General features: G+C 62.5%; 22 protein-coding genes and 1 pseudogene. 15 read left to right on the top strand and 8 right to left on the bottom strand.

Annotation, left to right across the window (positions count from 1 at the left end; translation table 11 throughout):
- Positions 1–2: 2 nt before the first annotated feature.
- Positions 3–1,250, bottom strand: coding sequence for a YihY family inner membrane protein (locus tag Q0T48_RS06495; protein ID WP_295954036.1), 1,248 nt, complete (start codon positions 1,248–1,250; stop codon positions 3–5).
- A gap of 21 nt (positions 1,251–1,271) precedes the next feature.
- On the opposite strand from Q0T48_RS06495, the gene Q0T48_RS06490 reads away from it, so the two are divergent.
- From Q0T48_RS06490 to Q0T48_RS06465, 6 genes are read left to right on the top strand one after another with little or no spacing between them, the layout of a single operon-like run.
- Positions 1,272–1,652, top strand: coding sequence for a DUF2069 domain-containing protein (locus tag Q0T48_RS06490; RefSeq protein ID WP_295954035.1), 381 nt, complete (start codon positions 1,272–1,274; stop codon positions 1,650–1,652).
- A gap of 15 nt (positions 1,653–1,667) precedes the next feature.
- On the top strand, positions 1,668–3,095 hold the full coding sequence (locus Q0T48_RS06485; RefSeq protein WP_295954033.1) for an FAD-binding oxidoreductase: 1,428 nt from the start codon (positions 1,668–1,670) through the stop codon (positions 3,093–3,095).
- Positions 3,096–3,137: 42 nt separating this feature from the next.
- Entirely contained in the window at positions 3,138–3,425 is a 288-nt protein-coding gene (locus tag Q0T48_RS06480) for a type II toxin-antitoxin system CcdA family antitoxin (RefSeq protein ID WP_295954031.1), read from the top strand.
- A gap of 3 nt (positions 3,426–3,428) precedes the next feature.
- A complete protein-coding gene (locus Q0T48_RS06475; RefSeq protein ID WP_295954029.1) occupies positions 3,429–3,743 on the top strand; it encodes a CcdB family protein in 315 nt (104 codons plus the stop codon).
- Between the two features lie 4 nt (positions 3,744–3,747).
- Positions 3,748–4,560: a thymidylate synthase gene (locus Q0T48_RS06470; protein ID WP_295954028.1), complete on the top strand. Its 813-nt coding sequence runs from the start codon at positions 3,748–3,750 to the stop codon at positions 4,558–4,560.
- Positions 4,557–5,048: a dihydrofolate reductase gene (locus tag Q0T48_RS06465; RefSeq protein WP_295954026.1), complete on the top strand. Its 492-nt coding sequence runs from the start codon at positions 4,557–4,559 to the stop codon at positions 5,046–5,048. The genes Q0T48_RS06470 and Q0T48_RS06465 overlap by 4 nt, the downstream gene beginning before the upstream one ends.
- Positions 5,049–5,176: 128 nt before the next feature.
- Here Q0T48_RS06465 and Q0T48_RS06460 read toward each other — a convergent pair whose 3' ends face one another.
- From Q0T48_RS06460 to Q0T48_RS06445, 4 genes are read right to left on the bottom strand one after another with little or no spacing between them, the layout of a single operon-like run.
- Entirely contained in the window at positions 5,177–5,758 is a 582-nt protein-coding gene (locus Q0T48_RS06460) for a BON domain-containing protein (protein WP_295954024.1), read from the bottom strand.
- A gap of 21 nt (positions 5,759–5,779) precedes the next feature.
- Positions 5,780–6,688, bottom strand: a complete 909-nt coding sequence (locus Q0T48_RS06455; protein ID WP_295954022.1) for an OmpA family protein — start codon at positions 6,686–6,688, stop codon at positions 5,780–5,782.
- 15 nt (positions 6,689–6,703) lie between these two features.
- The gene (locus Q0T48_RS06450; protein WP_295954021.1) at positions 6,704–7,081 is read right to left on the bottom strand and encodes a DUF4398 domain-containing protein; all 378 of its coding nucleotides are present in this window, start codon (positions 7,079–7,081) and stop codon (positions 6,704–6,706) included.
- A 52-nt stretch (positions 7,082–7,133) separates the two neighbouring features.
- Positions 7,134–8,012 (bottom strand): transglutaminase family protein, encoded by an 879-nt coding sequence (locus tag Q0T48_RS06445; RefSeq protein ID WP_295954020.1) that lies wholly within the window; start codon positions 8,010–8,012, stop codon positions 7,134–7,136.
- A gap of 519 nt (positions 8,013–8,531) precedes the next feature.
- Here Q0T48_RS06445 and Q0T48_RS06440 point away from each other — a divergent pair.
- The 6 genes and pseudogenes from Q0T48_RS06440 to Q0T48_RS06415 form a co-directional block, all read left to right on the top strand.
- Positions 8,532–10,094 (top strand): annotated as a pseudogene (locus Q0T48_RS06440) (PAS domain-containing protein); the annotation flags it as partial.
- A gap of 119 nt (positions 10,095–10,213) precedes the next feature.
- Positions 10,214–13,066: a PAS domain-containing protein gene (locus Q0T48_RS06435; protein ID WP_366887940.1), complete on the top strand. Its 2,853-nt coding sequence runs from the start codon at positions 10,214–10,216 to the stop codon at positions 13,064–13,066.
- Positions 13,063–14,091 carry a two-component system response regulator gene (locus tag Q0T48_RS06430; RefSeq protein WP_295954019.1) on the top strand — a complete coding sequence of 343 codons (1,029 nt, stop codon included), beginning with the start codon at positions 13,063–13,065 and terminating at the stop codon, positions 14,089–14,091. The genes Q0T48_RS06435 and Q0T48_RS06430 overlap by 4 nt, the downstream gene beginning before the upstream one ends.
- Positions 14,092–14,160: 69 nt before the next feature.
- A complete protein-coding gene (locus Q0T48_RS06425) occupies positions 14,161–15,078 on the top strand; it encodes a YihY/virulence factor BrkB family protein (protein WP_295954018.1) in 918 nt (305 codons plus the stop codon).
- 99 nt (positions 15,079–15,177) lie between these two features.
- On the top strand, positions 15,178–15,642 hold the full coding sequence (locus Q0T48_RS06420) for a DUF4864 domain-containing protein (RefSeq protein WP_295954017.1): 465 nt from the start codon (positions 15,178–15,180) through the stop codon (positions 15,640–15,642).
- Positions 15,643–15,744: 102 nt separating this feature from the next.
- A complete protein-coding gene (locus tag Q0T48_RS06415) occupies positions 15,745–17,142 on the top strand; it encodes an 8-oxoguanine deaminase (RefSeq protein WP_295954016.1) in 1,398 nt (465 codons plus the stop codon).
- Between the two features lie 10 nt (positions 17,143–17,152).
- On the opposite strand, the gene Q0T48_RS06410 is transcribed toward Q0T48_RS06415, so the two are convergent.
- Positions 17,153–17,587 carry an EamA family transporter gene (locus Q0T48_RS06410; protein ID WP_295954015.1) on the bottom strand — a complete coding sequence of 145 codons (435 nt, stop codon included), beginning with the start codon at positions 17,585–17,587 and terminating at the stop codon, positions 17,153–17,155.
- Positions 17,588–17,708: 121 nt separating this feature from the next.
- Between Q0T48_RS06410 and dinB the strand changes: the two genes are divergently transcribed.
- Complete coding sequence (gene dinB / locus Q0T48_RS06405; protein ID WP_295954014.1) at positions 17,709–18,938, top strand: DNA polymerase IV; 1,230 nt, start codon at positions 17,709–17,711, stop codon at positions 18,936–18,938.
- On the opposite strand, the gene Q0T48_RS06400 is transcribed toward dinB, so the two are convergent.
- The gene (locus Q0T48_RS06400) at positions 18,935–20,566 is read right to left on the bottom strand and encodes an AMP-binding protein (protein WP_295954013.1); all 1,632 of its coding nucleotides are present in this window, start codon (positions 20,564–20,566) and stop codon (positions 18,935–18,937) included. The two genes, dinB and Q0T48_RS06400, sit on opposite strands and share 4 nt — an antisense overlap.
- Before the next feature lie 146 nt (positions 20,567–20,712).
- Between Q0T48_RS06400 and Q0T48_RS06395 the strand changes: the two genes are divergently transcribed.
- Both Q0T48_RS06395 and Q0T48_RS06390 read left to right on the top strand, forming a co-directional pair.
- Positions 20,713–21,639, top strand: a complete 927-nt coding sequence (locus tag Q0T48_RS06395) for a DUF3034 family protein (RefSeq protein ID WP_295954012.1) — start codon at positions 20,713–20,715, stop codon at positions 21,637–21,639.
- Positions 21,640–21,650: 11 nt separating this feature from the next.
- Complete coding sequence (locus tag Q0T48_RS06390; RefSeq protein ID WP_295954011.1) at positions 21,651–22,076, top strand: group 1 truncated hemoglobin; 426 nt, start codon at positions 21,651–21,653, stop codon at positions 22,074–22,076.
- A 161-nt stretch (positions 22,077–22,237) separates the two neighbouring features.
- Here the strand turns inward: Q0T48_RS06390 and Q0T48_RS06385 are convergent, their stop codons facing one another.
- Positions 22,238–23,017, bottom strand: a complete 780-nt coding sequence (locus tag Q0T48_RS06385; protein WP_295954010.1) for a hypothetical protein — start codon at positions 23,015–23,017, stop codon at positions 22,238–22,240.
- Positions 23,018–23,030: the final 13 nt, after the last annotated feature.

The following is a 23,030-nucleotide window of genomic DNA, read 5'->3' as shown; positions in this document are numbered from 1 at the left end:
ATTCAGAGCACCTCGCGTAGGTACATACTGCGCCGGTCGCTGTTTTTCCATAAATTTTCCAGCGCCGGGGCCGGGGTCAGCAGCAACTGGTCGACCAGCGGCAGCAGCAGCGTGGTGTCGGGGTTGACCAGCAGCAGCAGGCGTGGGTCGCGGGGCTTGGCGGTGGCGTCCAGCGGGTCGGCTTCGTCCAGCCGCCCTACCCAGTCCAGCCCGCCCAGCGCCGCCAGCACTGGCTCCAGTTGCAAGGTATCGACCTGCAGGGCCTGGGCCAGTTGCGCCATGCTCAGGCCTTTGTCACCGCGGGCCTGCACGGCGTGCAGATGTTGCAGAACCTCGATGGCCAGCAAAAACGACCAACCGTGCGGCGTGGAGCGTCGCGGCACGCCTTCCAGCAGGCTGGGCATGTAGGCTGCAATCACCGCGCCCAGCAGCACGATCACCCAGGCCAGGTAAATCCAGATCAGCATGATGGGCAGCGTGGCAAATGCGCCGTACACCACCGAATACGTGGGGACCGCCGCCAGGTAGTAGGTCAGCAGGCGCTTGGCCACCTCGATGCTGACCGCCACAAATACCCCACCCGACCAGGCATGCGCCCAGCGCACCCGGGTGTTGGGCACGTAGTGGTAGAGCGCCGCCATGCCGCCCGACAGCAAGGTGATTTGCAACAGACTGAACAGCAGCCGCACCCCGCCGGGCAGGCCATCCACCACCCCCTGCGAGCTGGAGATCAGGTAAGAGGTCAGCGCCAGGCTGGCCCCCAACAGCACCGGCCCCAGGGTGATACCAGCCCAGTAAATCAGCACCCTCTGGCCCAAGGGCCGGGGGCGGCGCACGCGCCAGATGGCGTTCAGCGTGCGGTCAATGGTCAGGATCAGCGCCAGCGCGGTAAACAGCACCAGGGCTAGGCCCACCGCCCCCAGCTTGCTGGCCTGACTGGCAAACTGGGTCAGATAGCCCAGCACCTGGCGGGAAATGCTCTCGGGAATCAGGCTTTGCACCAGCCACTTTTGCAGCACGCCCTGCACTTTGCTGAACATCGGAAACGCGGTGAAGATGGCCAGCGCCACGGTAAAAAACGGCACCAGCGCCAGCGAGGTGGTGAAGGTCAGGCTGCTGGCCGTCAGGCCCAGCTGGTCCTCGCGAAAGCGTTCGCGCAGGGTGTGGGCGGTGGTTCTCCAGGGGAAGCGGGACAGGTCTTTCAGGAACTGGTCGAAGCGTTGGGACAGGGCAGAGAGGGACAAAGACATGGCCGCTATGATGCCATCGCTATGACTACCCCTGAAAACCCTATCTCCTGGACCCGCAACCTGGCCGTCGGCAGCCTTTTGGGCCTGATTGCCCTCAGCCTGGCCTGGGAGCTGGTGCTGGCCCCCCTGCGCCCCGGCAGCGTGGTGCTGGCGCTGAAGGCGGTGCCGCTGTGCTTCCCGCTCATCGGCCTGCTGAAAAACCGCATGTACACCTACCGCTGGGTCAGCCTGATGGTCTGGCTGTACTTCACCGAAGGCGTGGTCCGTGCCTACAGCGATGCCGCGCCCAGCCGCTGGTACGCCCTGGCCGAGGCCCTGCTGTGCGTGGCCTTGTTCGTCGCCTGCGCGATGCACGTGCGGCTGCGCTTCCAAAACGCCAAGGCGGCAGCCGCACCGGTTTAAATCTGGAGATTTCCCATGCAAGACCTGATCGACAGCCTGCGCCAGACCCTCGGTGCAGCCCATGTGCTCACCGACGGCGACCTCAGCGCCTACGAACTGGACTGGCGCAAACGCAGCCGCGGCAAATCCCTGGCCGTGGTGCGCCCCGGCAGCACCGTTGAGGTGGCAGCCGTCGTCAAAGCCTGCGCCGCCGCCGGTGTCAGCATCGTGCCGCAGGGCGGCAACACCGGGCTGGTGGTGGGCAGCACGCCGGACGACTCTGGCACCCAGATCGTGCTGAGCCTGCAGCGCATGCAGGCCGTGCGCGCCGTAGACGCGGCCAACCTGACCATGACGGTCGAAGCGGGCTGCATCCTGCAAAACCTGCAAGACGTGGCCGAAAAAGCCGGGTTTCTGTTCCCCCTGAGCCTGGCCGCCGAGGGCAGTTGCACCATTGGCGGCAACCTGGCCACCAACGCGGGCGGCACCCAGGTGCTGCGCTACGGCAACACCCGCGAGCTCTGCCTGGGCCTGGAAGTGGTTACAGCGCACGGCGAAATCTGGAGCGGCCTGAGCGGCCTGCGCAAAGACAACACCGGCTACGACCTGCGCAACCTGTTTGTCGGCAGCGAAGGCACGCTAGGCATCATCACCGCCGCCACGATGAAGCTGGCACCCCAACCCGCCGCCACGCTCACCGCATGGGCGGCCGTGCCCAGCCTGGACCACGCCGTGACTCTGCTCGGTCTGGCCCACCAGCACCTGGGCGCGGGGCTGACCGGCTTTGAAGTGATGGGCCAGTTTGCGCTCAGCCTGGTGGCCAAACACTACCCGCAGCAGCGCGTGCCGCTGTACCTCGATACGCCTTGGTGCGTGCTGCTGGAGAACTCGGACAGCGAATCTGAAACCCACGCCCGCGAACGCTTCGAGCACCTGCTGGAGCTGGCCATGGAGCAAGGCCTTGTTACCGATGCCGTGGTAGCCGAAAACATCGCCCAGGCCCACGCCCTGTGGCATGTGCGCGAAAGCATCTCCATGGCCCAGGCCGAAGAGGGGCTGAACATCAAGCACGACATTTCCATTCCCGTGTCGCGCATCCCCGAATTTGTGCAGCACACCGATGCCCTGCTGACCGCCCAGATCCCCGGCGTGCGCCTGGTCAACTTCGGCCACCTGGGCGACGGCAACCTGCACTACAACGTGCAAGCCCCCGCCGAGGGCGATGCGGCCGCATTTCTGCGCACCCAGGAAGACCGCGTCAACACCCTGGTGTTCGATGCCGTCATGGCGCATGGCGGCTCCATCTCGGCCGAGCACGGCGTGGGCAGCCTGAAAGTGGGCCACCTGGAGCACTACAAATCCCCCGTGGCCATGGCGCTGATGCGCAGCATCAAGGAAGCCCTGGACCCGCAGAACCTGATGAACCCAGGCCGCGTGGTGCAGGTGGCTGCTGCAGGGTTTTAGACCTATGCGCATATACTGTGCGCATGATTCAAGGAGCCGACCATGTTGGATCTCGCCGTAGCCCCCAAAAAAGCCACCAACCTCACGCTGAACACCAAGACGTTGGAAATGGCCCGCAGCCTGGGTATCAACGTGTCGCAGACCGTAGACGTGCTGCTGGCCGCCGAGGTCAAGCGCATCTACTGGGAGCGCTGGAACGCAGAGAACAAAGAGGCCATTGACCACTACAACGCCCGCATTGCCGCAGAAGGCACCTTTGCCCAACAAGTGAACCAATGGCTGGCCGAGCAAGGTGAAGACACGCCGGGCCCGGTGCCCAAAGCCGCTTGAAGCATGGCGCAATTTGACGTTTACACCAACCCCATGGCCGACCAGCGGGGCCGCATTCCTTATTGGCTAGACCTGCAATCCAACCACATTGGGCAAATCGATTCGCGTGTGATCATCCCACTGCGCAACCTGCACGCCATGGGGCCGCGCATCGAAGGCTTGCAGCCCTTGGTCACGGTGGCCGGGCAAAGCTTGTGCGCCGATGTGCCCGCCATCGCCTCTTTCCCCGCCCGCTTGCTGAAAAACCCCGTGACCTGCATCGATGCCCAGCGCCACGATTTGGTCGCGGCATTGGACTATTTGATTTCTGGATATTGACTTGATGAACACCCGCCCCGTCCGCTCCCAGTACGAAGACTTCATGCGCCTGGTGCACACCACCGGCACCGCCAAAACCGACCGCACCGACACCGGTACGCGCAGCGTGTTTGGCCACCAGATGCGCTTCGATTTGAACGAAGGCTTTCCGCTGGTCACCACCAAGAAAGTGCACCTGCGCAGCATCATCCAGGAGCTGCTGTGGTTCCTCACCGGCAGCAGCGACAACAACTGGCTGAAAGAGCGCGGCGTGAGCATCTGGGACGAATGGGCCCGTGAAGACGGCAGCCTGGGCCCGGTGTACGGCGTGCAGTGGCGCAGCTGGCCCACGCCCGACGGCGGTCACATCGACCAGATCGCAGAAGTCATCAAGACCCTCAAGACCAACCCCGACAGCCGCCGCATCATCGTCAGCGCCTGGAACGTGGCCGAGCTCGACAAGATGGCGCTGATGCCCTGCCACGCCTTTTTCCAGTTCTACGTAGTAGATGGCAAGCTCAGTTGCCAGCTGTACCAGCGCAGCGCCGACATCTTTTTGGGCGTGCCCTTCAACATCGCCAGCTACGCCCTGCTCACCCACATGGTGGCGCAGCAGTGCGACCTGGCCGTGGGCGACTTCATCTGGACTGGCGGCGACTGCCACATCTACAGCAACCACGTAGACCAGGTGAACGAGCAACTCAGCCGCACGCCCTACCCTTACCCCACGCTGCATATCAAGCGCAAACCGGCGGATATCTTCAGCTACCAGTTTGAAGACTTCGAGGTGCTGGATTACCAATGCCACCCGGCCATCAAAGCCCCGGTGGCGGTATGACGCGCCTGCACCTCATCCTCGCCCGCGCTGCCAATGGCGTGATTGGTGTCAACGGCACCCTGCCCTGGCATTTGCCGGAAGACATGGCGCACTTCAAGCGCACCACGCTGGGCTGCCCGGTGGTCATGGGACGCAAAACCTGGGATTCGTTACCGCCACGTTTTCGACCGCTGCCAGGGCGCGTGAACATTGTGGTGACGCGCCAAGCGGACTGGCAGGCCGAGGGTGCGTTGCGGGCTGGGTCAATTGCCGAGGCGGCGGCGTTGTGCCCTGTGGACAGCGATGCCTGGGTGATCGGCGGGGCCGAGATCTACGCCCAGGCCTTGCCGCTGGCGCAGTCGGCGGTAGTGACCGAGATCGATGCGGCCTTTGACGGCGATGCATTCGCCCCCTGCTTCGGCCCGCAATGGGTGGAAGCCAGCCGCGAGGTGCATACCAGCAGCACCGGGCTGGGCTTCAGTTTTGTACGCTATCTGCAGCAAGCCTAAATACTATACTTTTCACAGCTACTTGTGTATGTACCATATGCGCTAGGGGGCTAAAAAGCATATAAAAAAGCCGTCCCAGGAGTGATCCAGGGACGGCAAAGATTGGGGTCGCCGCAACGCCCCCCAGCCTACTTTTTGATGCTCATCTCGTTGCTCACGGCTTTCACGTCTTCGGTGGCTTTGGCGATTTGCAGGGCCTTGTCAATCTGGCCCTGGTTGTCTACAAAGCCGCTGAGCTGCACTTCGCCCTTGCGGGTCACCACAGCGATGTCCAGGCTTTTGATGCTGGCATCGTTGAGCAGCGCGGCCTTGACGCGGGTGGTGACGATGCCGTCGTCCACCTTGTTGCCGACCGTGGTGTCGGCGGTCTTCAGGGCCATCTTGTTGTCGATACTTTTCACACCGGCCACGGCTTTAGTGACGGCGGTGGCGCGCTCGATCTGGGCCTGGCTGTCCACGAAGCCGCTGAGCATGACTTCGCCCTTGCGGGTTTCGACCTTCACGTCCACGCTTTTCACATCGGCATCGGCTAGCAGGGCCGACTTGACGCTGGCGGTGACCACGGTGTCGTCAATCTCGGTGCCCACCGTGGTGCTGGCCACGGGTTCGCTGGCGGCGGTCTCAACTGGCTTGCTGCAGGCCACGATCGACAGGGACATGGCGCTGACCAAGGCGATGGCAGCAAAACGTTCAAAAGGGGTGGGTTTCATAGCAGTTCTCCTGGCAAAAAATTAGCGTTGCACGGTCTTGCCGGTTTCGTCGGACAAAACGATCTCGACGCGGCGGTTCATTTGGCGGTTTTGGGCCGTGTCGTTGGCGGCCACGGGGTAGGCCTCGCCATAGCCACGGGTGGCGACGCGGTCGTTGGCGATGCCCATGCCGGCCAAGGCAGTGCGCACGGCAGCGGCGCGGCGGTCCGACAGCTCCTGGTTATGGGCGCTGCTGCCGGTGCTGTCGGTAAAGCCCTCGACCAGCACCTTGCGCTGCGGGTTTTGCTGCAGCACATCGGCCAGCTTCTGGGCGGTGCGCAGGCCCTCGGGGGTCAGACGGGCCTGGTCAGTGCCAAACAGCACGTCGCCCAGGGTGATGACCATGCCGCGCTCGGTCTTTTTGGCGGCCAGATCGGCCAGCTGGGCCTCTAGCTGCGCATTGCGGGCCTGGGCTTCTTGCGCCACACGGCGAGCCTCGTCGGTTTTGCGCTGGGCTTCAGCGGCATCGCCTTGGGCCATCAGGGCGGCTTGCTGGGCTTGCTCCGCCTTGGCTTTGGCCGCATCCGCCTCGTTGGAGCGCTGCTGCAGGCGCAACTGGTCGGCTTCCTTGCCGGTGCGCAGCACTTCGGCTTCGGCAAACTTCTGGTTGGCGACTTCTTGCGTCAGCGCAATTTTTTGCTTAGCCAGGTAGGCCAGTTCATCGACCTTGGCAGGCTTGTCTTTGTTGTTGGCAGATGCATCGGCGCGGGCCAGGGCCTCACCGGCTTGCTTGAGTTCCAGTGGGGCGTAGCGGTTCACGTTGGGGCTGGCCTGGGCCATGCGGTAATCGCTGTGGGTTTGGTCCAACAGGGTGGTGCTGGTGGGCAGGGAGCTGCAGGCACCCAAAAGTACGGCAACGGCGAGGGCAAGAGGGGTGTAGAGATTTTTCATTTTTATATTCCTGGATTAATTGGTTTTGCTGGCGCGGTCGAGCTCTTCGCGCAGTACCCGCAGGTTGTCTTGCAGCGCATCGGCCGCCGCCTGGGCTTTGGCGTTGTTGGCCTTGCCTTGGGCCAGCTTGGCATCGGCCTGGGCTTCATTGGCCAGGCTGGCGGCCAGCTTGTAGTCCTTGTTGGCCATGGCTTTGTTGGCGGCGGCCATCTTGGTACGGGCCGATTCCATCTCCAGCGGGGCAAATTCCGCCCCGCCTGCGCCCACGGCGTTGTCGACCGCGGCTTTGGACACGGCCACGTCGGCGGTGGCGGGGGTTTTCATGCTGCTGCAGCCCACCAGCAAGGCCAGTGCGGTGGTACTCAAGGCCAAAGCCCATGTGTTTTTGTTCATAAAGTCTCCTGTGGAAAAGTGAAGGACCTGCGCAGTGCGCGGGCCCTGGAAATCAAAAGGCCTGGGTCTGCCCGTCGGTAGACAGGCCGTACGGCACATGTTCTGGCAGCACCAGCACACCCTCGGCATTGGGAATCGCCTCGATCTGCACCACCGGCGCAGAGCCGGTCACGCCGCCAAACATGGTGGCAAAGGCCGCGTCGGCGGCATCGTGGCCGGTACCAAAGCGCACAAAGCCCATGGGGATGGCGGCACCCGAGGCATCAAAGATGTACCAACGGTCGCCCAGAAACACCTCTACATAGGCGTGGAAGTCGGTGGGGCCAAGGGAGGGATCGGCACCGTAGTCGATGCCCGAGGCAAAGCGTGCCGGGATGTTGACGGCTCGGCACAGCGAAATCATCAGGTGCGCAAAATCGCGGCACACACCCACCCGGTCCACCAGGGTGTCGATGGCTGTAGTGTTGCCGTTGGAGGTGTTGGACTGAAAGGACACCCGGCTGGTGACCCAGTCGCGGATGGCCAGCACCCGGCTGTAGCCCTGCGGCAGATGGCCAAATTCCTTCACCGCCAGGCGGTGCAGGCGGTCGGACGGACAGTAGCGGCTGGGGTACAAGTACTGCAGCACAGCACCGGGCAGGTTGGCAACTGGCGCTTCCAGAATACTCTCAGGCGGGGCGGTGAAGTGCGCCAGGTCTACCGTGGCGTCGTAGTGCACGGTCAACGGGCCTGCGGCGGCTTTGAAGCGCAGAAACCGGGTGTGGGTAGCCGGATCGGTATACATGTTTGACTGCACCGGCTGGCTGATGTTGAGCAGCTCGCTCACCACGGTCTGGTGCGGCGTTTGCGCGGCGTGGATGCTGAAGATGAAGTCGCAGCCGGGGCTGGCGATTTCATAGTTCAGCCCTATCGAAAATTTCAATCTAACCATGGCGGGGTCCTGGGGTGAAGCAAGGGCTTCAAGGTGAATCTGGAGGTGGAGTCAGTGTAGAAATCCACTCCCGCCTAGCCCAGCAGACACCCCCGCGATCCGCAGTAGGACGGAGCAGCGCCATGGCAATCGGCATCCTCCTACAGACCAAAGGGCCGTATAGAGCGGCCCTTAGTCGTTGTGATGTGGGGGACCCACGACAAATCCGCCAGGCTTTACCTAAGGCGTTGCGCCGTAAGTGCGCCTGCGGACGGCAGCCCATACAGTACTATATTTTTCATAGCTATACGCACATACAAAACCTATGCTGGGTGCCAGAAAGTATCCAAATTAAATGTATAGCAAGGCTGCATTCTTTAGACCCACAGAGCCAGAAAACAGACCACTGCATGCGTGTTTTACAAAAGCCAATAACCTTGTTACCAAAGTATGTGATAGCCAATAACAGCCTGCGAGCGCAAAATATTTCGTATACCAAAAAATATTAAAACTGCATTTTTAAAATAGAACACAATTTGCATGCAGACTTTTTTTGGTCCCACATTTAGAGATCCTATTATTTTGTATGGCACCCATGACCTTTGGCTCGTTGCACTTTCAGTAGGTATTGCGATCTTTACCGCGTGCGTAGCCCTGCACATTGCCGATATTGCACAGGCTGTGGCAAAACCACAGCACCGCCAACTGGCCTTGTTGGCGGGCGCGGTCACCCTGGGCGGCGGCATATGGGCGATGCACTTCATCGGCATGCTGGCATTTAGCCTGGACACCGAGGTGCAATACCACCCGGGCTACACCTTGTTGTCACTGTTGCCCACCTTGCTGGCCACGTGGCTGGCGCTGCAGGTGCTGGCCCGCCCCCCGATCGGGCCACGGCAGATCGTGCTGAGCGGGGTACTGGTGGGCTGCGGCATTGCGGCCATGCACTTCTGCGGTATAGCGTCCATACAAAAGGAGCTGCAGCCACCCTACGACCCCCTGTGGGCGCTGCTGGCGACCGGCATTGCTATTACGCTGTCCACACTGGCATTTTGGATACGGTTTGGACTGCCTATGCTGCTAGGCAATGGCCGACATGCCATGGACAACACCATTGTGCTCAGCGGCAGCATTTTGGGTCTGGGCATGGCCAGCATGCATTACCTGGGCATGGAGGCAACGCACTTCAGCACCGCACAGGGCTTTGCGCTCAACCTGGTCCACCACAACGGGCATGCTGAAGCGCTAAGAATTGCCCTGGCTACGGTGCTGGGCACCGCAGTGGTCGCCATCACCAGTCACCTCCTGGTGCGCTACCGCAAGCTGTACCAGCAAATGCAAACTAGCGAATCCCTTTACGCATCCCTGCTGCTCAACATCCCCGGCCTGGCCTACCGGCGGCGGCTGGACAACCGACAGCTGACCTTTATCAGCGACGGTGCCCTGGCCCTGACCGGCTGGTCCGCCCAGGAAAGCATGGCCGACGGGCACGACTTTTGGGACCAGATCCATCCCGAGGATGTGGCGCGGGTGCAGCAAGTCTTAGACCAAGCCTGCGCCACACAGGATTTGTACGGAGTGGACTATCGGCTAATCCACCGTGACGGCGGTCTGCGCTGGATCACGTCGCGAGGCAGTGTGGTCTGCGACCACCAAGGCACGCCCCGCTGGTTTGACGGCTTGCTGACCGACATCACCCAGCGCATAGCCACAGAGCAGGCACTGCACGCCAGCGAATCGCAGCACTATTCGCTGTTACACAACATCCACGGTGTAGCCTCGCGGCGAGAAGTGGCCGGTTTACGCAAACTGGTGTTTGTGACCGATAGCATTGAGCAGCTCACGGGCTGGACCGCACAACAGTGCCTGAACGAGGGCCATGACTTTTGGGACCAGATCCACCCCGAGGACCAGGAACGGGTAAAGGTCGCCATCCACTACAGCATCGAATACAGCCATTTGTACGCTATCGAATATCGGCTAGTACACCGCGATGGCAGCGTGCGCTGGGTGCTAGGGCGCGGCGGCGTGGTCAACGATGAAAGCGGCACACCGCGCTGGCTGGATGTGCTGCTGACAGACATCACCGAACGCAAAGCCGTAGAGCAGGCGCTGCACGCCAGCGAATCGCAATTTCGCTCCTTGTTGCTGCACATCCCCGGCTTGGCCTTCCGCCGCGAGCTCAACGGTGCGCGGCGGATTTTGTTTGTCAGTGACGGCGTATTGGCGCTGACCGGCTGGACGGCAACGGAATTTCTGGCCCGGCAGGGGGAGGTGCTGGAGCACATCCACCCGATGACCGGGAGGAAGTACAGGCAAATGTTCGCAGCGCGCGGGTTGCAGGCACCAGCTACGAAAACGAATACCGCATGCTGCACCGCGATGGCAGCTTCCGCTGGGTGCTTTCGCATGGCCGGGTGGTGCATGACGACAGCGGCACGCCGCAGTGGTTTGACGGCCTGCTGATCGACATCACGGCGCGCAAATTGGCAGAACAGGCACTCAACGCCAGCCGGCAGCAAATGCACACCATGACGCAAAACATTCCAGGCATCGTCTTCCGGGCGCTAACCAACGAGAGCCGGACCATGTCGTACATGAGCGAGGCCATTGAATCTGTGGTGGGTTGGCCCGCAGAGGCCTTTTTGTCCGGCAGCAAAACCTTGCTCGAACAGACACACCCCGACGACAAGGCAGACAACCTGCAAAAAGCCTACCTGTCCATCGCCGAGCATGGCGGCTACGACATCGAATACCGTTTGCAGCACCGCGATGGCCACTATGTGTGGGTGTGGGGTCGCGGCATCACCACCTACGATGCACAAGGCAAGCCGTTGTGGGTGGACGGCATCATCATGGACATCTCGAAGCGCAAGATGGTCGAGAGCGCCCTGGATGCCAGCCAGGCGCAAATCACATCGCTGGTCCGCAGCCTCCCCGGCATCGCATTGCGGGCCATCATCAAAGACAACTGGCCCATGCAGTTCATCAGCGATGCAGTAGAGGCTTTCACCGGCTACCCGGCGGCGGCCTTCATACACGGCGACCTCAATATCGCCACCCTGGTCCATCCCGACGATCTGTCGATGCTGTTGCCCACGGTGGCCCAGGCGGTGGCCAACCGCACCACCTACTCCATCGAATACCGTCTACGCTACCGCGACGGCAGCTACCGCTGGGTCTGGGGCCGGGGCACGGCCTCCTACGACGCACAAGGCAAGGCGCTGTGGATCGATGCGTTCATCCTGGACATCCACGAACGCCACGCCATGGAGTCCGAGCTGCGCGAAGCACACCGGATTGCCGAAATCGCAGTGCAGTCCAAAACCAGCTTTCTGGCCAATATGAGCCACGAAATCCGTACGCCGATGAACGCCATCATCGGCTTCACCGAGCTACTGCTGGGCACCGACCTGGGCCAGTTGCAGCGCCGCCACATGGCCACGGTACGGCAGTGCGCGCGTTCGCTGCTGGGGCTGCTGAACAACATTCTGGACACCGCCAAGCTGGAAAAAGGCGCGGTGGAACTGGAGCACGCAGACTTCTCACTCAAAGCCCTGATCACCGAAGCGGCCGACACCCAACGCCTCACCGCCGTAAGCAAAGGCCTGGAGTTGGAGGTGCACTACGCCTCCACGCTGCCCGAGTTCTTCAAAGGCGATGCGATGCGGGTGCGCCAGGTGTTGAACAACCTGCTGGGCAATGCGGTGAAGTTCACCCACGTCGGCTCGGTCCACGTCACGGCGCAACTTGATTGGGGGGTGGTGCTCATTGCCGTGACCGACACCGGCATTGGCATTGCCGACGACCGGATCGACAAGATCTTCGACCCGTTCTCGCATGCCGATGCATCCATGGGCCGCCGCTTTGGCGGCACCGGCCTGGGCACCACTATCGCGCGGCAACTGGTGGAGCTGATGGATGGGCAGTTGCATGTCGAAAGCACGCTGGGCGTGGGTAGCACCTTCCATTTGCGCCTGCCCTTGCAGCCTGGGCAAGCAGTGGAACCGGTGCATGAAATGTTGCTGTACGAGCTGCCTGGCCTGCGCATTCTGGCGGTGGATGACATGCCGCAAAACCTGGAGCTGTTGTCCCTGTCTCTGGGCCATGCGGGTCACCGGGTGACAACGGCTACGGGCGGGGTTGAGGCGATGCAGGCCTTCCAGAAGCAGACTTTTGACGTGGTACTGATGGACGTGCAAATGCCCGGCGTGGACGGGCTGGAGGCCACCCGCCGCATCCGCCAACTAGAACTGACCCGCAAGCTGCGGCCCACCCCCATCGTGGCGCTAACGGCCAGCGTGATGAGTGAAGAACGCTGCGCTACCCAAGCGGTGGGCATGGATGGCTTTGCCAGTAAACCGATTGACCTGTCACAGCTCATTGCCGAGATAGCCCGTGTCATGGGTATCAAGTTACCCGATACCGAAGGTACCACCGCCCAGACCATCCGGCACGACCAGAGCGCCGCCCCGGCAATCGACTGGGAGCGAGGCATCGAGCTGTGGGGCAGTGGTGCCACGCTGGGCAAGACCATCCGCCAGTTTCTCGACGACAACCATTCCGTGCCCGCGCAAATCGACTCCCTGCTGGAGCGCCAGGACCTGGAAGGTGCCCGTTACCTGGCCCACCGCATGCGCGGCGCAGCAGGTAACTTATGCCTGCAAACCCTGATGCACAGCTCCCACGTGCTGGAAGAAACCCTGCTGTCCGGCTACTCCGAGCAGGCGCGACTGGCGCAGAAAGACGTGGCGGCCGCCATGCATGCCGTCGACCTGGCCCTGAACGACGGACACACGGAACCGGCACCTTTGCACACTGCGTCGGCCTGGCCTCCTGCGGTGTCTCCGCAATGGCACCACATGCTCCGGACCATGCTAAACGCCACCCAGCACAACGCACTGGACGAAGGCACGCAGGAGCAACTGGCCCAGGCCTTGCACAACGCAGGCCTGGGCCACCGCATGGCGGAGCTGGAATCGGCCCTGATGGCCTTCGAATTCGACACCGCCCAACAGCTTCTGGAAACATTATTCCTGGAACTGGCCCCCCATTCAGAGGAACCCACACCATGACCCAGCTAGCCGACAACCGCCCCACCCTACTAGTCGTAGACGACGAGGTCATCAACCTGCAAATGCTGCGCCACGTACTGCAAGACGACTACCGGCTGCTGTTCGCCAAAGACGGCCCCAAGGCCGTCGAACTGGCCCAGCGCGAACGCCCCAACCTGGTCCTGCTGGACATCATGATGCCGGTGATGACTGGCTACGAAGTCTGCGCAGCCCTGAAACAAGATGCCCAGACCCGGCATATCCCGGTGATCTTCGTCACCGCGCTGGCAGATACCGACGACGAGGCCAAAGGCTTTGCCGTGGGTGGGGTGGACTACCTCACCAAGCCCGCCAGCCCGGCCATCGTAAAAGCCCGGGTGCGCAACCACTTGTCCCTGGTGCAGATCGACGAGCTGCGCGAAACCCGGCTGGAGATCATCCGCCGCCTGGGCCTGGCCGCAGAATTCAAAGACAACGAAACCGGCAGGCACGTGATCCGCATGAGCTACTTCTCGCGCATCCTCGGGGAGGCGGCGGGTTTAAGCCCGGTCGATGTAGAGAACCTGTTCAACGCCGCGCCCATGCACGACATCGGCAAGATTGGCATTCCCGACGCGGTGCTGTTGAAAAAAGGCGCGCTGAACCCCGAGAAATGGGCCATCATGCGCGGCCACAGCCAGATCGGTGCCGACATCTTGGGCGACCACCCGCCGGGCCTGATGCGGGTGGCCAGCGAAATAGCCATCACCCACCACGAGAAATGGGATGGCAGCGGCTACCCGCACGGACTGGCGGGCACCGACATCCCCATTGCCGGGCGCATTGCCGCCATAGCCGATGTGTTTGACGCACTCACCAGCGAGCGCCCCTACAAAAACGCCTGGACGGTAGAGGCCGCACTGGACCTGCTGCGCGCGCAAAGCGGCAAGCATTTCGACCCGGCGCTGGTCACGCTGTTCTTGGCCCACATGCCCGAGATTCTGGAAGTCAAAGAACGCTGGGCCGAAACCGCCAACACCGTGCAGTTTGTCCCCCCTGCCGTGTAGGCCATATCCCACAGACACAAGCGATGGAATCTACTAGAGCGATACGGCAGCGTGGAAGATGATGCAGATATGTCTTTGAACAAAATTGTTCCTTACTGGAACCTCATCAAACAAGTCGCCATCTCCTGGGTGGACGACTACGCCCCCAGCATGGGCGCAGCGCTGGCCTACTACACCATGTTTTCGCTGGCACCGCTGCTGCTGATTGCCATCTCGGTGGCCGGGCTGGTATTTGGTGAAGATGCCGCACGCGGCGAAATCGCCGAGCAACTGCGTAGCTTCATGGGCGACCAGGGTGCCAGCGCGGTGCAGGGCCTGCTGGCCAGCGTGCGCCAACCCAGCGAAGGCATTGCGGCCACCACCCTGGGCGTGCTGTTGCTGTTCATTGGCGCAGCCAGCGTTTTTGGCGAGCTGCAAAACGCGCTGAACCGCATCTGGCGCGCCCCGGTGGCCGCCACCAGCAGCTGGGCCAGCATGGTGCGGGCACGGTTGCTATCGTTTGGCATGATTTTGGCCATGGGTTTTCTGCTGATCGTCTCGCTGGTGGTCAGTGCCGCCTTGGTCACCACCGAGCGCTGGCTGCGGCCCATCTTTGGCGAATGGTTGGCAGTGGCAGCCGCTATCAATGCCATCGGCAGCTTCCTGCTGGTCGCGGCCATGTTTGCCCTGATCTACAAAGTCATGCCCCGGGCCCGGGTGGAGTGGAAGGACGTGTGGATTGGCTCCACCGTCACCGCCCTGCTGTTCACCCTGGGCAAGTCGCTGATTGGCCTGTACGTGGGCCGCAGCGGCGTGGCTTCTGCGTTTGGCGCAGCCGGGTCGCTGGTGGTGATGCTGGTGTGGGTGTACTACTCGGCGCAGATCTTCCTGATCGGGGCTGAATTCACCTGGTGCTATGCCAACGCATTTGGTTCGCGCAAGGGCTTGGCGAACGCTGGCAACCCGGCCTCTGAAATAGCACCACTTCGCCCACAGTTATCGCCTTAAGCCTCTGGCTTTTTGCAGCTGCAGGATGAGAATAGAGGCACCAGCATGTTCTGGTTGCGCGCCACCCACAACGTGGCATTTTTAAAAGGATGGGCTGCTATGCACACACTTCCCCACTCCCCCTTGGCCCTTACGCTTCCCCTCTGGCGCCACCTGGCCACCGCCCTGGCGGCGCTGCTGCTGTCGGTATCGGCCCTGGCCGGGCCGCTGAGCACCCAGGAAGTCAAAAACGTGCGCGAAGTCATCCAGGCCCAGCTGGCCGCCTTTGCCGCCGACGATGCCGCCAAAGCCTTTTCATACGCGGCCCCCAATGTACGCAAATCCGTTGCCTCGGCCGAACACTTCATGGCCATGGTGCGCGGCCAGTACGCGGTGGTCTACCGACCGGCCTCTGTGGCCTTCATGCAACCCGAGCGCGACGGCGACATGGTGGTGCAGCCCGTGCAGATGTCCGATGCCGAAGGCGTCGCCTGGCTGGCCGTCTACACCCTGCAGCGGCAAAAAAACAAGCAGTGGCGTATCACCGGCTGCTTTGTACAGGGCACCAACGGACGCATGGCCTGAAACCGCATTTACTACAATTTTTATAGCTACTTGCGTATATTAAATATGCGCTAGAGCACGATTTGGCATGTAATATTCGGACCACACTCTCCGAAATACGCCATGCCCACTTTGCTGATACACAACGCCGACTGCATCGCCACGCTAGACGATACGCGCCGCGAACTCCGCAAGGGCTACGTTTTCATCCGCGACGGCAAAATTGAAGCGCTGGGCAGCGCCGCCGACCTGCCCCCGGCCCTGCTGCACAGCGCCGACGAGGTGATCGATGCCAAGGGCCACCTGGTCATCCCCGGCCTGGTCAACACCCACCACCACATGTACCAGAGCCTGACGCGGGCCATCCCCCAGGTACAAAACGCCGAGCTATTTGGCTGGCTGCGCGGCCTGTACCCGATCTGGGCCGGGCTTACGCCCGAGATGGTCCACGTCTCCACCCAGGTCGCCATGGCCGAGCTGCTGCTGTCGGGCTGCACCACCAGCAGCGACCACCTCTACATCTACCCCAACGGCGTACAGCTCGACGACAGCATCGCCGCCGCGCTGGACATCGGCATGCGCTTCACCGCTACCCGCGGCAGCATGAGCGTGGGTGCCAGCCAAGGCGGCCTGACGCCCGACAGCGTGGTCGAACAAGAAGCCGCCATCTTGCACGACAGCCAGCGCCTCATCACCCGCTACCACGACACGGCACACGGTGCCATGACCCAGGTGGCCCTGGCCCCCTGCTCCCCCTTCAGCGTCAGCCGCGACCTGATGCGTGAATCCGCCAGCCTGGCCCGCAGCCTGGGTGCCCGCCTGCACACCCACCTGGCAGAGAACGACCACGACATCGCCTACACCCGCGAAAAGTTCAACTGCACCCCCGCCGAATACGCCCAAGACCTGGGCTGGCTGGGCCCCGACGTATGGCACGCCCACTGTGTCAAGCTCGATGCCGAAGGCATCAGCCTCTACGCCGCCACCCGCACCGGCGTGGCCCACTGCCCCTGCAGCAATATGCGCCTGGCCAGCGGCATCGCCCCCATCCGCAAAATGCTCAACGCTGGTGTGCCCGTGGGCCTGGGCGTAGACGGCAGCGCCAGCAACGACGGTGCCCATATGCTCAACGAAGCCCGCCAGGCCCTGCTGCTGGCACGCGTGGGCCGGTCTTTAGAACCCTTCGGCTGCGACCACGGCCCGGCTGAAATGACCGCCCGCAACGTGCTGGAAATCGCCACCCGCGGCGGCGCCGAAGTGCTGGGCCGCAGCGACATCGGCCACCTTGCCCCCGGCATGTGCGCCGACCTGGCCCTGTTCGACCAGCGCACCCTGCCCTTCGCAGGCGGCGCCGTGCACGACCCCGTCGGCAGCCTGCTGCTCTGCGCCAGCGCGCAAGCGGCCTACACGGTGGTGAACGGCCGCGTGGTGGTGCGCGAGGGGCAGTTGGTGACGGTGGAACTGGGGCCACTGGTGGAGCGGCATAACCGGCTGGCGCTGACGCTGGTGGCACCCCGGTAGCACAACAAGATCAACGTTTGATCGCCAGCACCAGAACACCTGCGGCCACCATGGCGATACCGCTCCACTCACGCAGGCTGGGCCGCTCGCCCAGAAAGGCAACTGCAAACACGGCCACCAGCACCAAACTCAGCTTGTCCACGGGTGCCACCTTGGAGGCCTCTCCGATCTGCAGCGCACGGAAGTAGCAGACCCAGGACGCACCGGTCGCCAGGCCCGACAAGCCGAGAAACACCCAGGTTTTGGTGGGCAGCTGCAGCGGGTTGCTCCACTTGCCGGTGTACCAAACAAAGATGGACAACACCACGATGATCACCGCGGTGCGCACCAGCGTTGCCAGGTCAGAATCGATACCCTGGATGCCGATCTTGGCCAGGATCGCGGTCATGGCCGCGAAGACGGCCGACAGGATAGCCCAGTAAAACCAGGCGGAAGAGGTGTTCATGGGGTGTAGCCTTTTCTAAACGGGCGCAGGGCTACAGAGTATGGCTGGCCCGCACTATACTGTACATACACACAGCCAACGACATGCAAAAACCCTGGCGGTGTGGCCTCCCCTTGCCGCCATGCCCGTCCCGCTCTCACCTCCACCCCGCCGTATTGCCCACCTCGACATGGACGCGTTTTACGCTTCCGTAGAGCTGCTGCGCTATCCGCAGCTGAAGGGCTTGCCGGTAGTGATTGGCGGTGGGCGGCGTAAGGAGGATGAAGCGCTGGCAGGGCGGGCGCTGGCGGAGATTGGGGTGGACGAATTCCCCAAGCTCCAGGACTACGTAGGGCGCGGGGTAATCACCACGGCCACCTACGCGGCGCGGCAGTTTGGGGTGGGGTCGGCGATGGGGTTGATGAAGGCAGCCAAGCTGTGTCCGCAGGCGATTTTGCTGCCGGTGGACTTTGAGGAAATCCGCCGCTACTCGCGCCAGTTCAAGGCCATCGCGCAAGAGATCGTGCCGCTGATGGAAGACCGGGGGGTGGACGAAATCTACCTGGACTTTACCGAGGTGCCCGGCGGCCAGCGCGAGGGTGGGCGGGTGCTGGCGCGGCTGATCCAGAAAGCAGTGCTGGATGCCACCGGGCTGACCTGTTCGGTGGGCGTGGCGCCCAACAAGCTGATCGCCAAGATGGCCAGCGAGTTCAACAAGCCCAACGGCATTTCCATCGTTGGGCCGGACGATCTGCAAACGCTGATATGGCCCCTGTCCTGCCGCAAGATCAACGGCATTGGCCCCAAGGCCAGCGAGAAGCTGACGGCGCTGGGCATCCACACCATTGGCGACCTGGCCGCGGCCGACCCGCAGTGGCTGGTGGCGCACTTTGGCAAGGCCACCGGGGCGTGGATGCATGCATCGGCCCATGGCCGCGACGACCGGCCGGTGGTCACCGAGAGCGAACCCGTGTCCATGAGCCGCGAAACCACCTTTGACCGCGACCTGCACGCGGTGCACGACCGGGCCGAGCTGGGCGCGGTATTCACCCGGCTGTGCGAGCAGGTGGCCGCCGACCTACAGCGCAAAGGCTATGTGGGCAAAACCATTGGCATCAAACTGCGTTATGACGACTTCAAAGCCGCCACCCGTGACCACACACTGGCCGCGCCCACGGCCGATGCAAAAGCCATCCGCCACGCCGCCGGGCAGTGCCTGAAGCGCGCGCCGCTGGACAAACGCCTGCGGCTGCTGGGGGTGCGGGTGGGTGCATTGGTCAGAGCCAATTTAGAGCCAAATACGACTCTAGCGTATATTCCACCTACACCAGTAGCTATGTATTTAGAAGCACAGACAGGCTGGCTGTTCTAAACCCGCAGCTCCCGGCGCAGCACTTTGCCCAGCGCAGACTTGGGTAGCGCATCAATGAATTCCACGCTGCGCGGGCGTTTGTAGCCGGTGAGCTGCTCGGCGCAAAAGGCCAGCAGATCGGCCTCGGTGACTGCCGGGTCTTTTTTGACCACCACCAGGCGCACGGCCTCGCCGGTGTCCGCATCGGGCACACCCACCACCGCGCACTCCAGCACGCCGGGGTGCTGGGCCACCACTGCTTCGATCTCGTTGGGGTAGACGTTGAAGCCGTTGACCAGCAGCATGTCCTTTTTGCGGTCGATGATGCGGATGCGGCCCTGCGCGTCCATCACGCCGATGTCGCCGCTGAGGAAATAGCCTTCTGGCGTGAAGGCCGCCGCAGTGTCCTCGGGTCGCTTCCAGTAGCCAGCCATCACCTGCGGGCCGTGGATGGCGATTTCGCCGGGCTGGCCCAGGGGAACGTCTTGCCCTGCATCGTCCAGCATGCGGATGTGCACGCCGGGCATGGGCAGTCCGATGTCGCCGGTAAACAGCTCCAGATCGGTGCGGTTGCAGACCACGGCGGCGGCGGTTTCCGACAGGCCATAGCCTTCGGTGATGGGGCAGCCGGTTACCTCCAGCCAGCGCTGGGCCACGGCGGCCTGCACCGAGCTGCCACCGCCGTTGCTGATGCATAGCTCGCTGAAATCCAGCTGCAAAAAGTCGGGGTGCTGCAGCAGCGCGCCAAACAGGGTGTTGACCGCCGGGAACATGTGCAGCTTGTAGGGTTTCAAGAGCGCAATCATGGCCGTTTGGTCGCGCGGATTCGGGATGAGGATGTTGCGCGCACCGGCCCGCATGCCCAGCAGGCTGCAGGCCACGAACGCAAACACGTGGTACAGCGGCAGCGCGCAAACGATGGTGAACTGGGTGCTGCGGGCTTGGCGCTGCAGGCCGGGCTGCATCCAGGCCTCGGAAGCCAGCAAATTAGCTACCAGCGTGCTGTGCAACAGCGTGGCCCCTTTGCTTACACCCGTGGTGCCGCCGGTGTACTGCAGAACCGCCGGGTCGCTGGGCTGCAGCACGGGTGGGTGGTATGGCAGGCTGCGGCCTTGGTAAATGGCATCCACAAAGCTGCTACCACCATCGGCCAGTGCAGGCAGCACGGCCCCGGCGGGTAGGCCCAACAGGTCGGTGCCCGCGGCGACCAGCACCGTGGCCACATCGGTATGGGCCACGATGGCATCCAGCGTTGGCAGGAATCGGTCCAGAACCACGATGGCTTTGGCACCGGAATCCTGCAACTGGTGCTGCAACTCGCGCGGGGTGTACAGCGGGTTGATGTTGACTGCGACAAACCCGGCCCGCAACACCGCAGCCATGGCCACCGGAAAGCTCAGTAAATTCGGCAGTATGATGGCCACGCAGTCGCCTTGTGCCAACGGCTGGTGCTGCAGCCAGGCGGCCAGCGCCGTGGATAAGGCATCCACATCGCCGTAACGCAGCGTGTGGCCCATGAAAACATAGGCATCGCTGTCACGGTAAGTTACAAAACTGTGCTCCAAAAGAGCCACCACGGTTTGCGGGCCTGCGGCGTCGAGGGTGGTCGGCATTCCAGCGGAATAGTGGGCGTGCCAAGGGTGTTGCATAGAGGGTTTCTCGGTAGAAATTGTCAAGGTACAAAACACAAGGATTCCCGTTTTCGGGTATTTTTGGTGTATCCGAATGTGGCAACCCAGGCAACCATGTTACAAATAAAGTTTTGCGTTTTACCCCCCTTCCACGAGGATCTTTTATGCGTTTGTTGACCACTGCACTCGCCGCTACCAGCTTAATCCTGTGCAGCCCCTGGGCCCTTGCCGAAACCGGCAAACTGCTTTTGACCGGAGGTGTCAGCAGCATCGACGGCGCGGCCGGTGGCGGGCTGACACCATGGGCTGTGGTGGGCAGCAATGCCACCGAACGCGAAATCGGGGTCAGCGCCGCCCTCACCCGTGTGCACACCCAAGATTACGGCCTGAACGTGGCCGGTGCGGTGCTGGGCATCCACGACCGGTTCGAACTGTCCCTTGCACAGCAGGACTTCAACGCCGGGCCCACTTCGGCGCTGGCCGCTTTTGGCGTGACACCCGGCCAGCACATCAAGATGGACATCTTCGGTGCCAAGGTGCGGGTGGCGGGCGATGCCGTGCTCAACAGCGACAGCTGGATGCCGCAAATCGCCGTGGGCCTGCAGCACAAGCGCGTGCATGCCGGCAGCATGGAGCCGGTACTGACCGCTCTGGGCGCCAAAACCACCGGCACCGATGTGTACCTGAGTGCCACCAAGCTGTTCCTGGGCCAGGGCCTGCTGGTCAATGGCACGCTGCGCGCCACCAAGGCCAACCAGAACGGCCTGCTGGGCTTTGGTGGGGCGCTGGGGCAAGACAAGTACCGACTGATGCCCGAGTTTTCGGTCGCCTACCTGCTGCGCAAAGACATCGCCATCGGCGCAGAAGTGCGCTTCAAACCCAACAACCTGGAGCCGGTGGGCAATGCCGTGTTCGGTGCCAACTCGGGCGCGCTGCGCGAAGACAACTGGCAAGACTTGTTCATCGCCTGGGCCCCCAGCAAACACTTTTCACTGACCCTGGCCTACGTGGACCTGGGCCGTATCGCCCCAGCGCTGGTCTCGGGCCGCAAACAAACCGGTGGCTATGTGTCCGCCCAAATCGCATTTTGAGGAGCTGCAGCATGACCTTTTTCAAACCATGGATCGCCGCCGCTGTGTTCGTACTGGCGGGTGCTGCGCACGCCCAAACCGCCCCGCTGTACCAGTCGTTGGGCGAAAAGCCCGGCATTGCCGCCCTGGCTAGCGATTTTGTGGACCGCCTGAAAGCCAACCCGCGCATCGGCAAGATGTTTGACAACATCAAGCCCGCCTACCTGAAAGAGCAGTTCACCGACCAGTTTTGCGAACTCAGCGGTGGCCCCTGCAAGTACGACGGTGAAACCATGAAGAATTCCCACGCCCAACTGGCCATCGACAAAGCCCAGTTCAACCTAGTGGTGGAGATTTTGCAAGGCACGATGGATGCGCGCGGTATCCCGTTCACCGCGCAAAACCAGTTATTGGCCAAGCTGGCTCCGATGCACCGCGAGATCATTACGGTGGAGTGAACTTAGGACTAAATCGCCATCTAGCGCATATAAACACTACATAGTTAGCTATTTTTTTTATAGCAACTGCAAGTCGGCGGAGTTCGAAACTTGGTTTACTCTTCTATTCATAGCATCTTGTGCAGGCAGAACAAGCGCTAGAGGCCTAAAAGACATTAAATTCAGCCCGCATCCGCCTTCAATACCGTGCCACCAGCACGGTCGAAACGCAGAGAGATTTCATGCAGACTTCCGCGCAGTTCAGCACTGGCATTGGGCGGCAAGATGACAAAGCCGTCTTGCTGGTCGGCGCGGGCCAGACCCAGTTTGAGTTTGAGCTCGCCCTCGGCCAGCCGCAGGGTGGGCATGCCGGTTTCCAACTGCTGCAAAAAACCGCCCATCAGATGCCCCACCTGGTCCGGGGCCAGCACCTCCAGTTTGCCCGCGCTGCCCAACTGTGCCGATAAGGCGGCAATGCGCGCCGTGCCCAGGCGCAGGCTCTCCAAGGTGGCCTTGGTTGTGGCCTCTTGCCCGGCAACCGTAGCCAGCACGGCGGCGGTTACAGCGGCTTTCTCGCGCTCGGCACTGGTGTCCAGGCGTTTGAACAGGGTCTGGTTGTCGGCCTGGGCCGTGTCGCGCTGCTGGGCCAGGCGCTGGTTTTCGGCCAGCAGCCCCTCGATCTGGGTTTTCAACAGGCTGATCTGGGCGGGCAGATCGTCCGTCTCGGCCGGTGCGCGCAGTTGCGCCTGCACAGCTGCCAGTTGCTGGCGCAGCGCGTCGGCCTCGGCGGTGGCTTTGAGTTCGCGGTCGCTGGCGGCGGTGGCGGCCAGTTTCAGGCGCGACATGGTGTCGGCGGCTTCGGCCAGGCTTTTGCGGGCGGCGGCTTCGGTGTCAGCGGCCTGGGCCTGGGCGGCCTTTACAGCGGCTTGCAGCTGGGCCAGAGTGGGGGGTTTGGTCACCATCTTGGATTCCTCG

The organism is Rhodoferax sp., assembly GCF_025354435.1.
In the GTDB taxonomy this organism is placed as follows: domain Bacteria; phylum Pseudomonadota; class Gammaproteobacteria; order Burkholderiales; family Burkholderiaceae_C; genus Rhodoferax_B.
Note: the sequence above shows the minus strand (reverse complement) of the source record. Positions and strands in the feature narration are given on the sequence as shown.

Bases quoted from the DNA above. Each gene is read 5' to 3' on its own strand.
- Q0T48_RS06495 (WP_295954036.1), bottom strand. From the start codon at position 1,250: ATGTCTTTGTCCCTCTCTGCCCTGTCCCAACGCTTCGACCAGTTCCTG.
- Q0T48_RS06490 (WP_295954035.1), top strand. From the start codon at position 1,272: ATGACTACCCCTGAAAACCCTATCTCCTGGACCCGCAACCTGGCCGTC.
- Q0T48_RS06485 (WP_295954033.1), top strand. From the start codon at position 1,668: ATGCAAGACCTGATCGACAGCCTGCGCCAGACCCTCGGTGCAGCCCAT.
- Q0T48_RS06480 (WP_295954031.1), top strand. From the start codon at position 3,138: ATGTTGGATCTCGCCGTAGCCCCCAAAAAAGCCACCAACCTCACGCTG.
- Q0T48_RS06475 (WP_295954029.1), top strand. From the start codon at position 3,429: ATGGCGCAATTTGACGTTTACACCAACCCCATGGCCGACCAGCGGGGC.
- Q0T48_RS06470 (WP_295954028.1), top strand. From the start codon at position 3,748: ATGAACACCCGCCCCGTCCGCTCCCAGTACGAAGACTTCATGCGCCTG.
- Q0T48_RS06465 (WP_295954026.1), top strand. From the start codon at position 4,557: ATGACGCGCCTGCACCTCATCCTCGCCCGCGCTGCCAATGGCGTGATT.
- Q0T48_RS06460 (WP_295954024.1), bottom strand. From the start codon at position 5,758: ATGAAACCCACCCCTTTTGAACGTTTTGCTGCCATCGCCTTGGTCAGC.
- Q0T48_RS06455 (WP_295954022.1), bottom strand. From the start codon at position 6,688: ATGAAAAATCTCTACACCCCTCTTGCCCTCGCCGTTGCCGTACTTTTG.
- Q0T48_RS06450 (WP_295954021.1), bottom strand. From the start codon at position 7,081: ATGAACAAAAACACATGGGCTTTGGCCTTGAGTACCACCGCACTGGCC.
- Q0T48_RS06445 (WP_295954020.1), bottom strand. From the start codon at position 8,012: ATGGTTAGATTGAAATTTTCGATAGGGCTGAACTATGAAATCGCCAGC.
- Q0T48_RS06430 (WP_295954019.1), top strand. From the start codon at position 13,063: ATGACCCAGCTAGCCGACAACCGCCCCACCCTACTAGTCGTAGACGAC.
- Q0T48_RS06425 (WP_295954018.1), top strand. From the start codon at position 14,161: ATGTCTTTGAACAAAATTGTTCCTTACTGGAACCTCATCAAACAAGTC.
- Q0T48_RS06420 (WP_295954017.1), top strand. From the start codon at position 15,178: ATGCACACACTTCCCCACTCCCCCTTGGCCCTTACGCTTCCCCTCTGG.
- Q0T48_RS06415 (WP_295954016.1), top strand. From the start codon at position 15,745: ATGCCCACTTTGCTGATACACAACGCCGACTGCATCGCCACGCTAGAC.
- Q0T48_RS06410 (WP_295954015.1), bottom strand. From the start codon at position 17,587: ATGAACACCTCTTCCGCCTGGTTTTACTGGGCTATCCTGTCGGCCGTC.
- dinB (WP_295954014.1), top strand. From the start codon at position 17,709: ATGCCCGTCCCGCTCTCACCTCCACCCCGCCGTATTGCCCACCTCGAC.
- Q0T48_RS06400 (WP_295954013.1), bottom strand. From the start codon at position 20,566: ATGCAACACCCTTGGCACGCCCACTATTCCGCTGGAATGCCGACCACC.
- Q0T48_RS06395 (WP_295954012.1), top strand. From the start codon at position 20,713: ATGCGTTTGTTGACCACTGCACTCGCCGCTACCAGCTTAATCCTGTGC.
- Q0T48_RS06390 (WP_295954011.1), top strand. From the start codon at position 21,651: ATGACCTTTTTCAAACCATGGATCGCCGCCGCTGTGTTCGTACTGGCG.
- Q0T48_RS06385 (WP_295954010.1), bottom strand. From the start codon at position 23,017: ATGGTGACCAAACCCCCCACTCTGGCCCAGCTGCAAGCCGCTGTAAAG.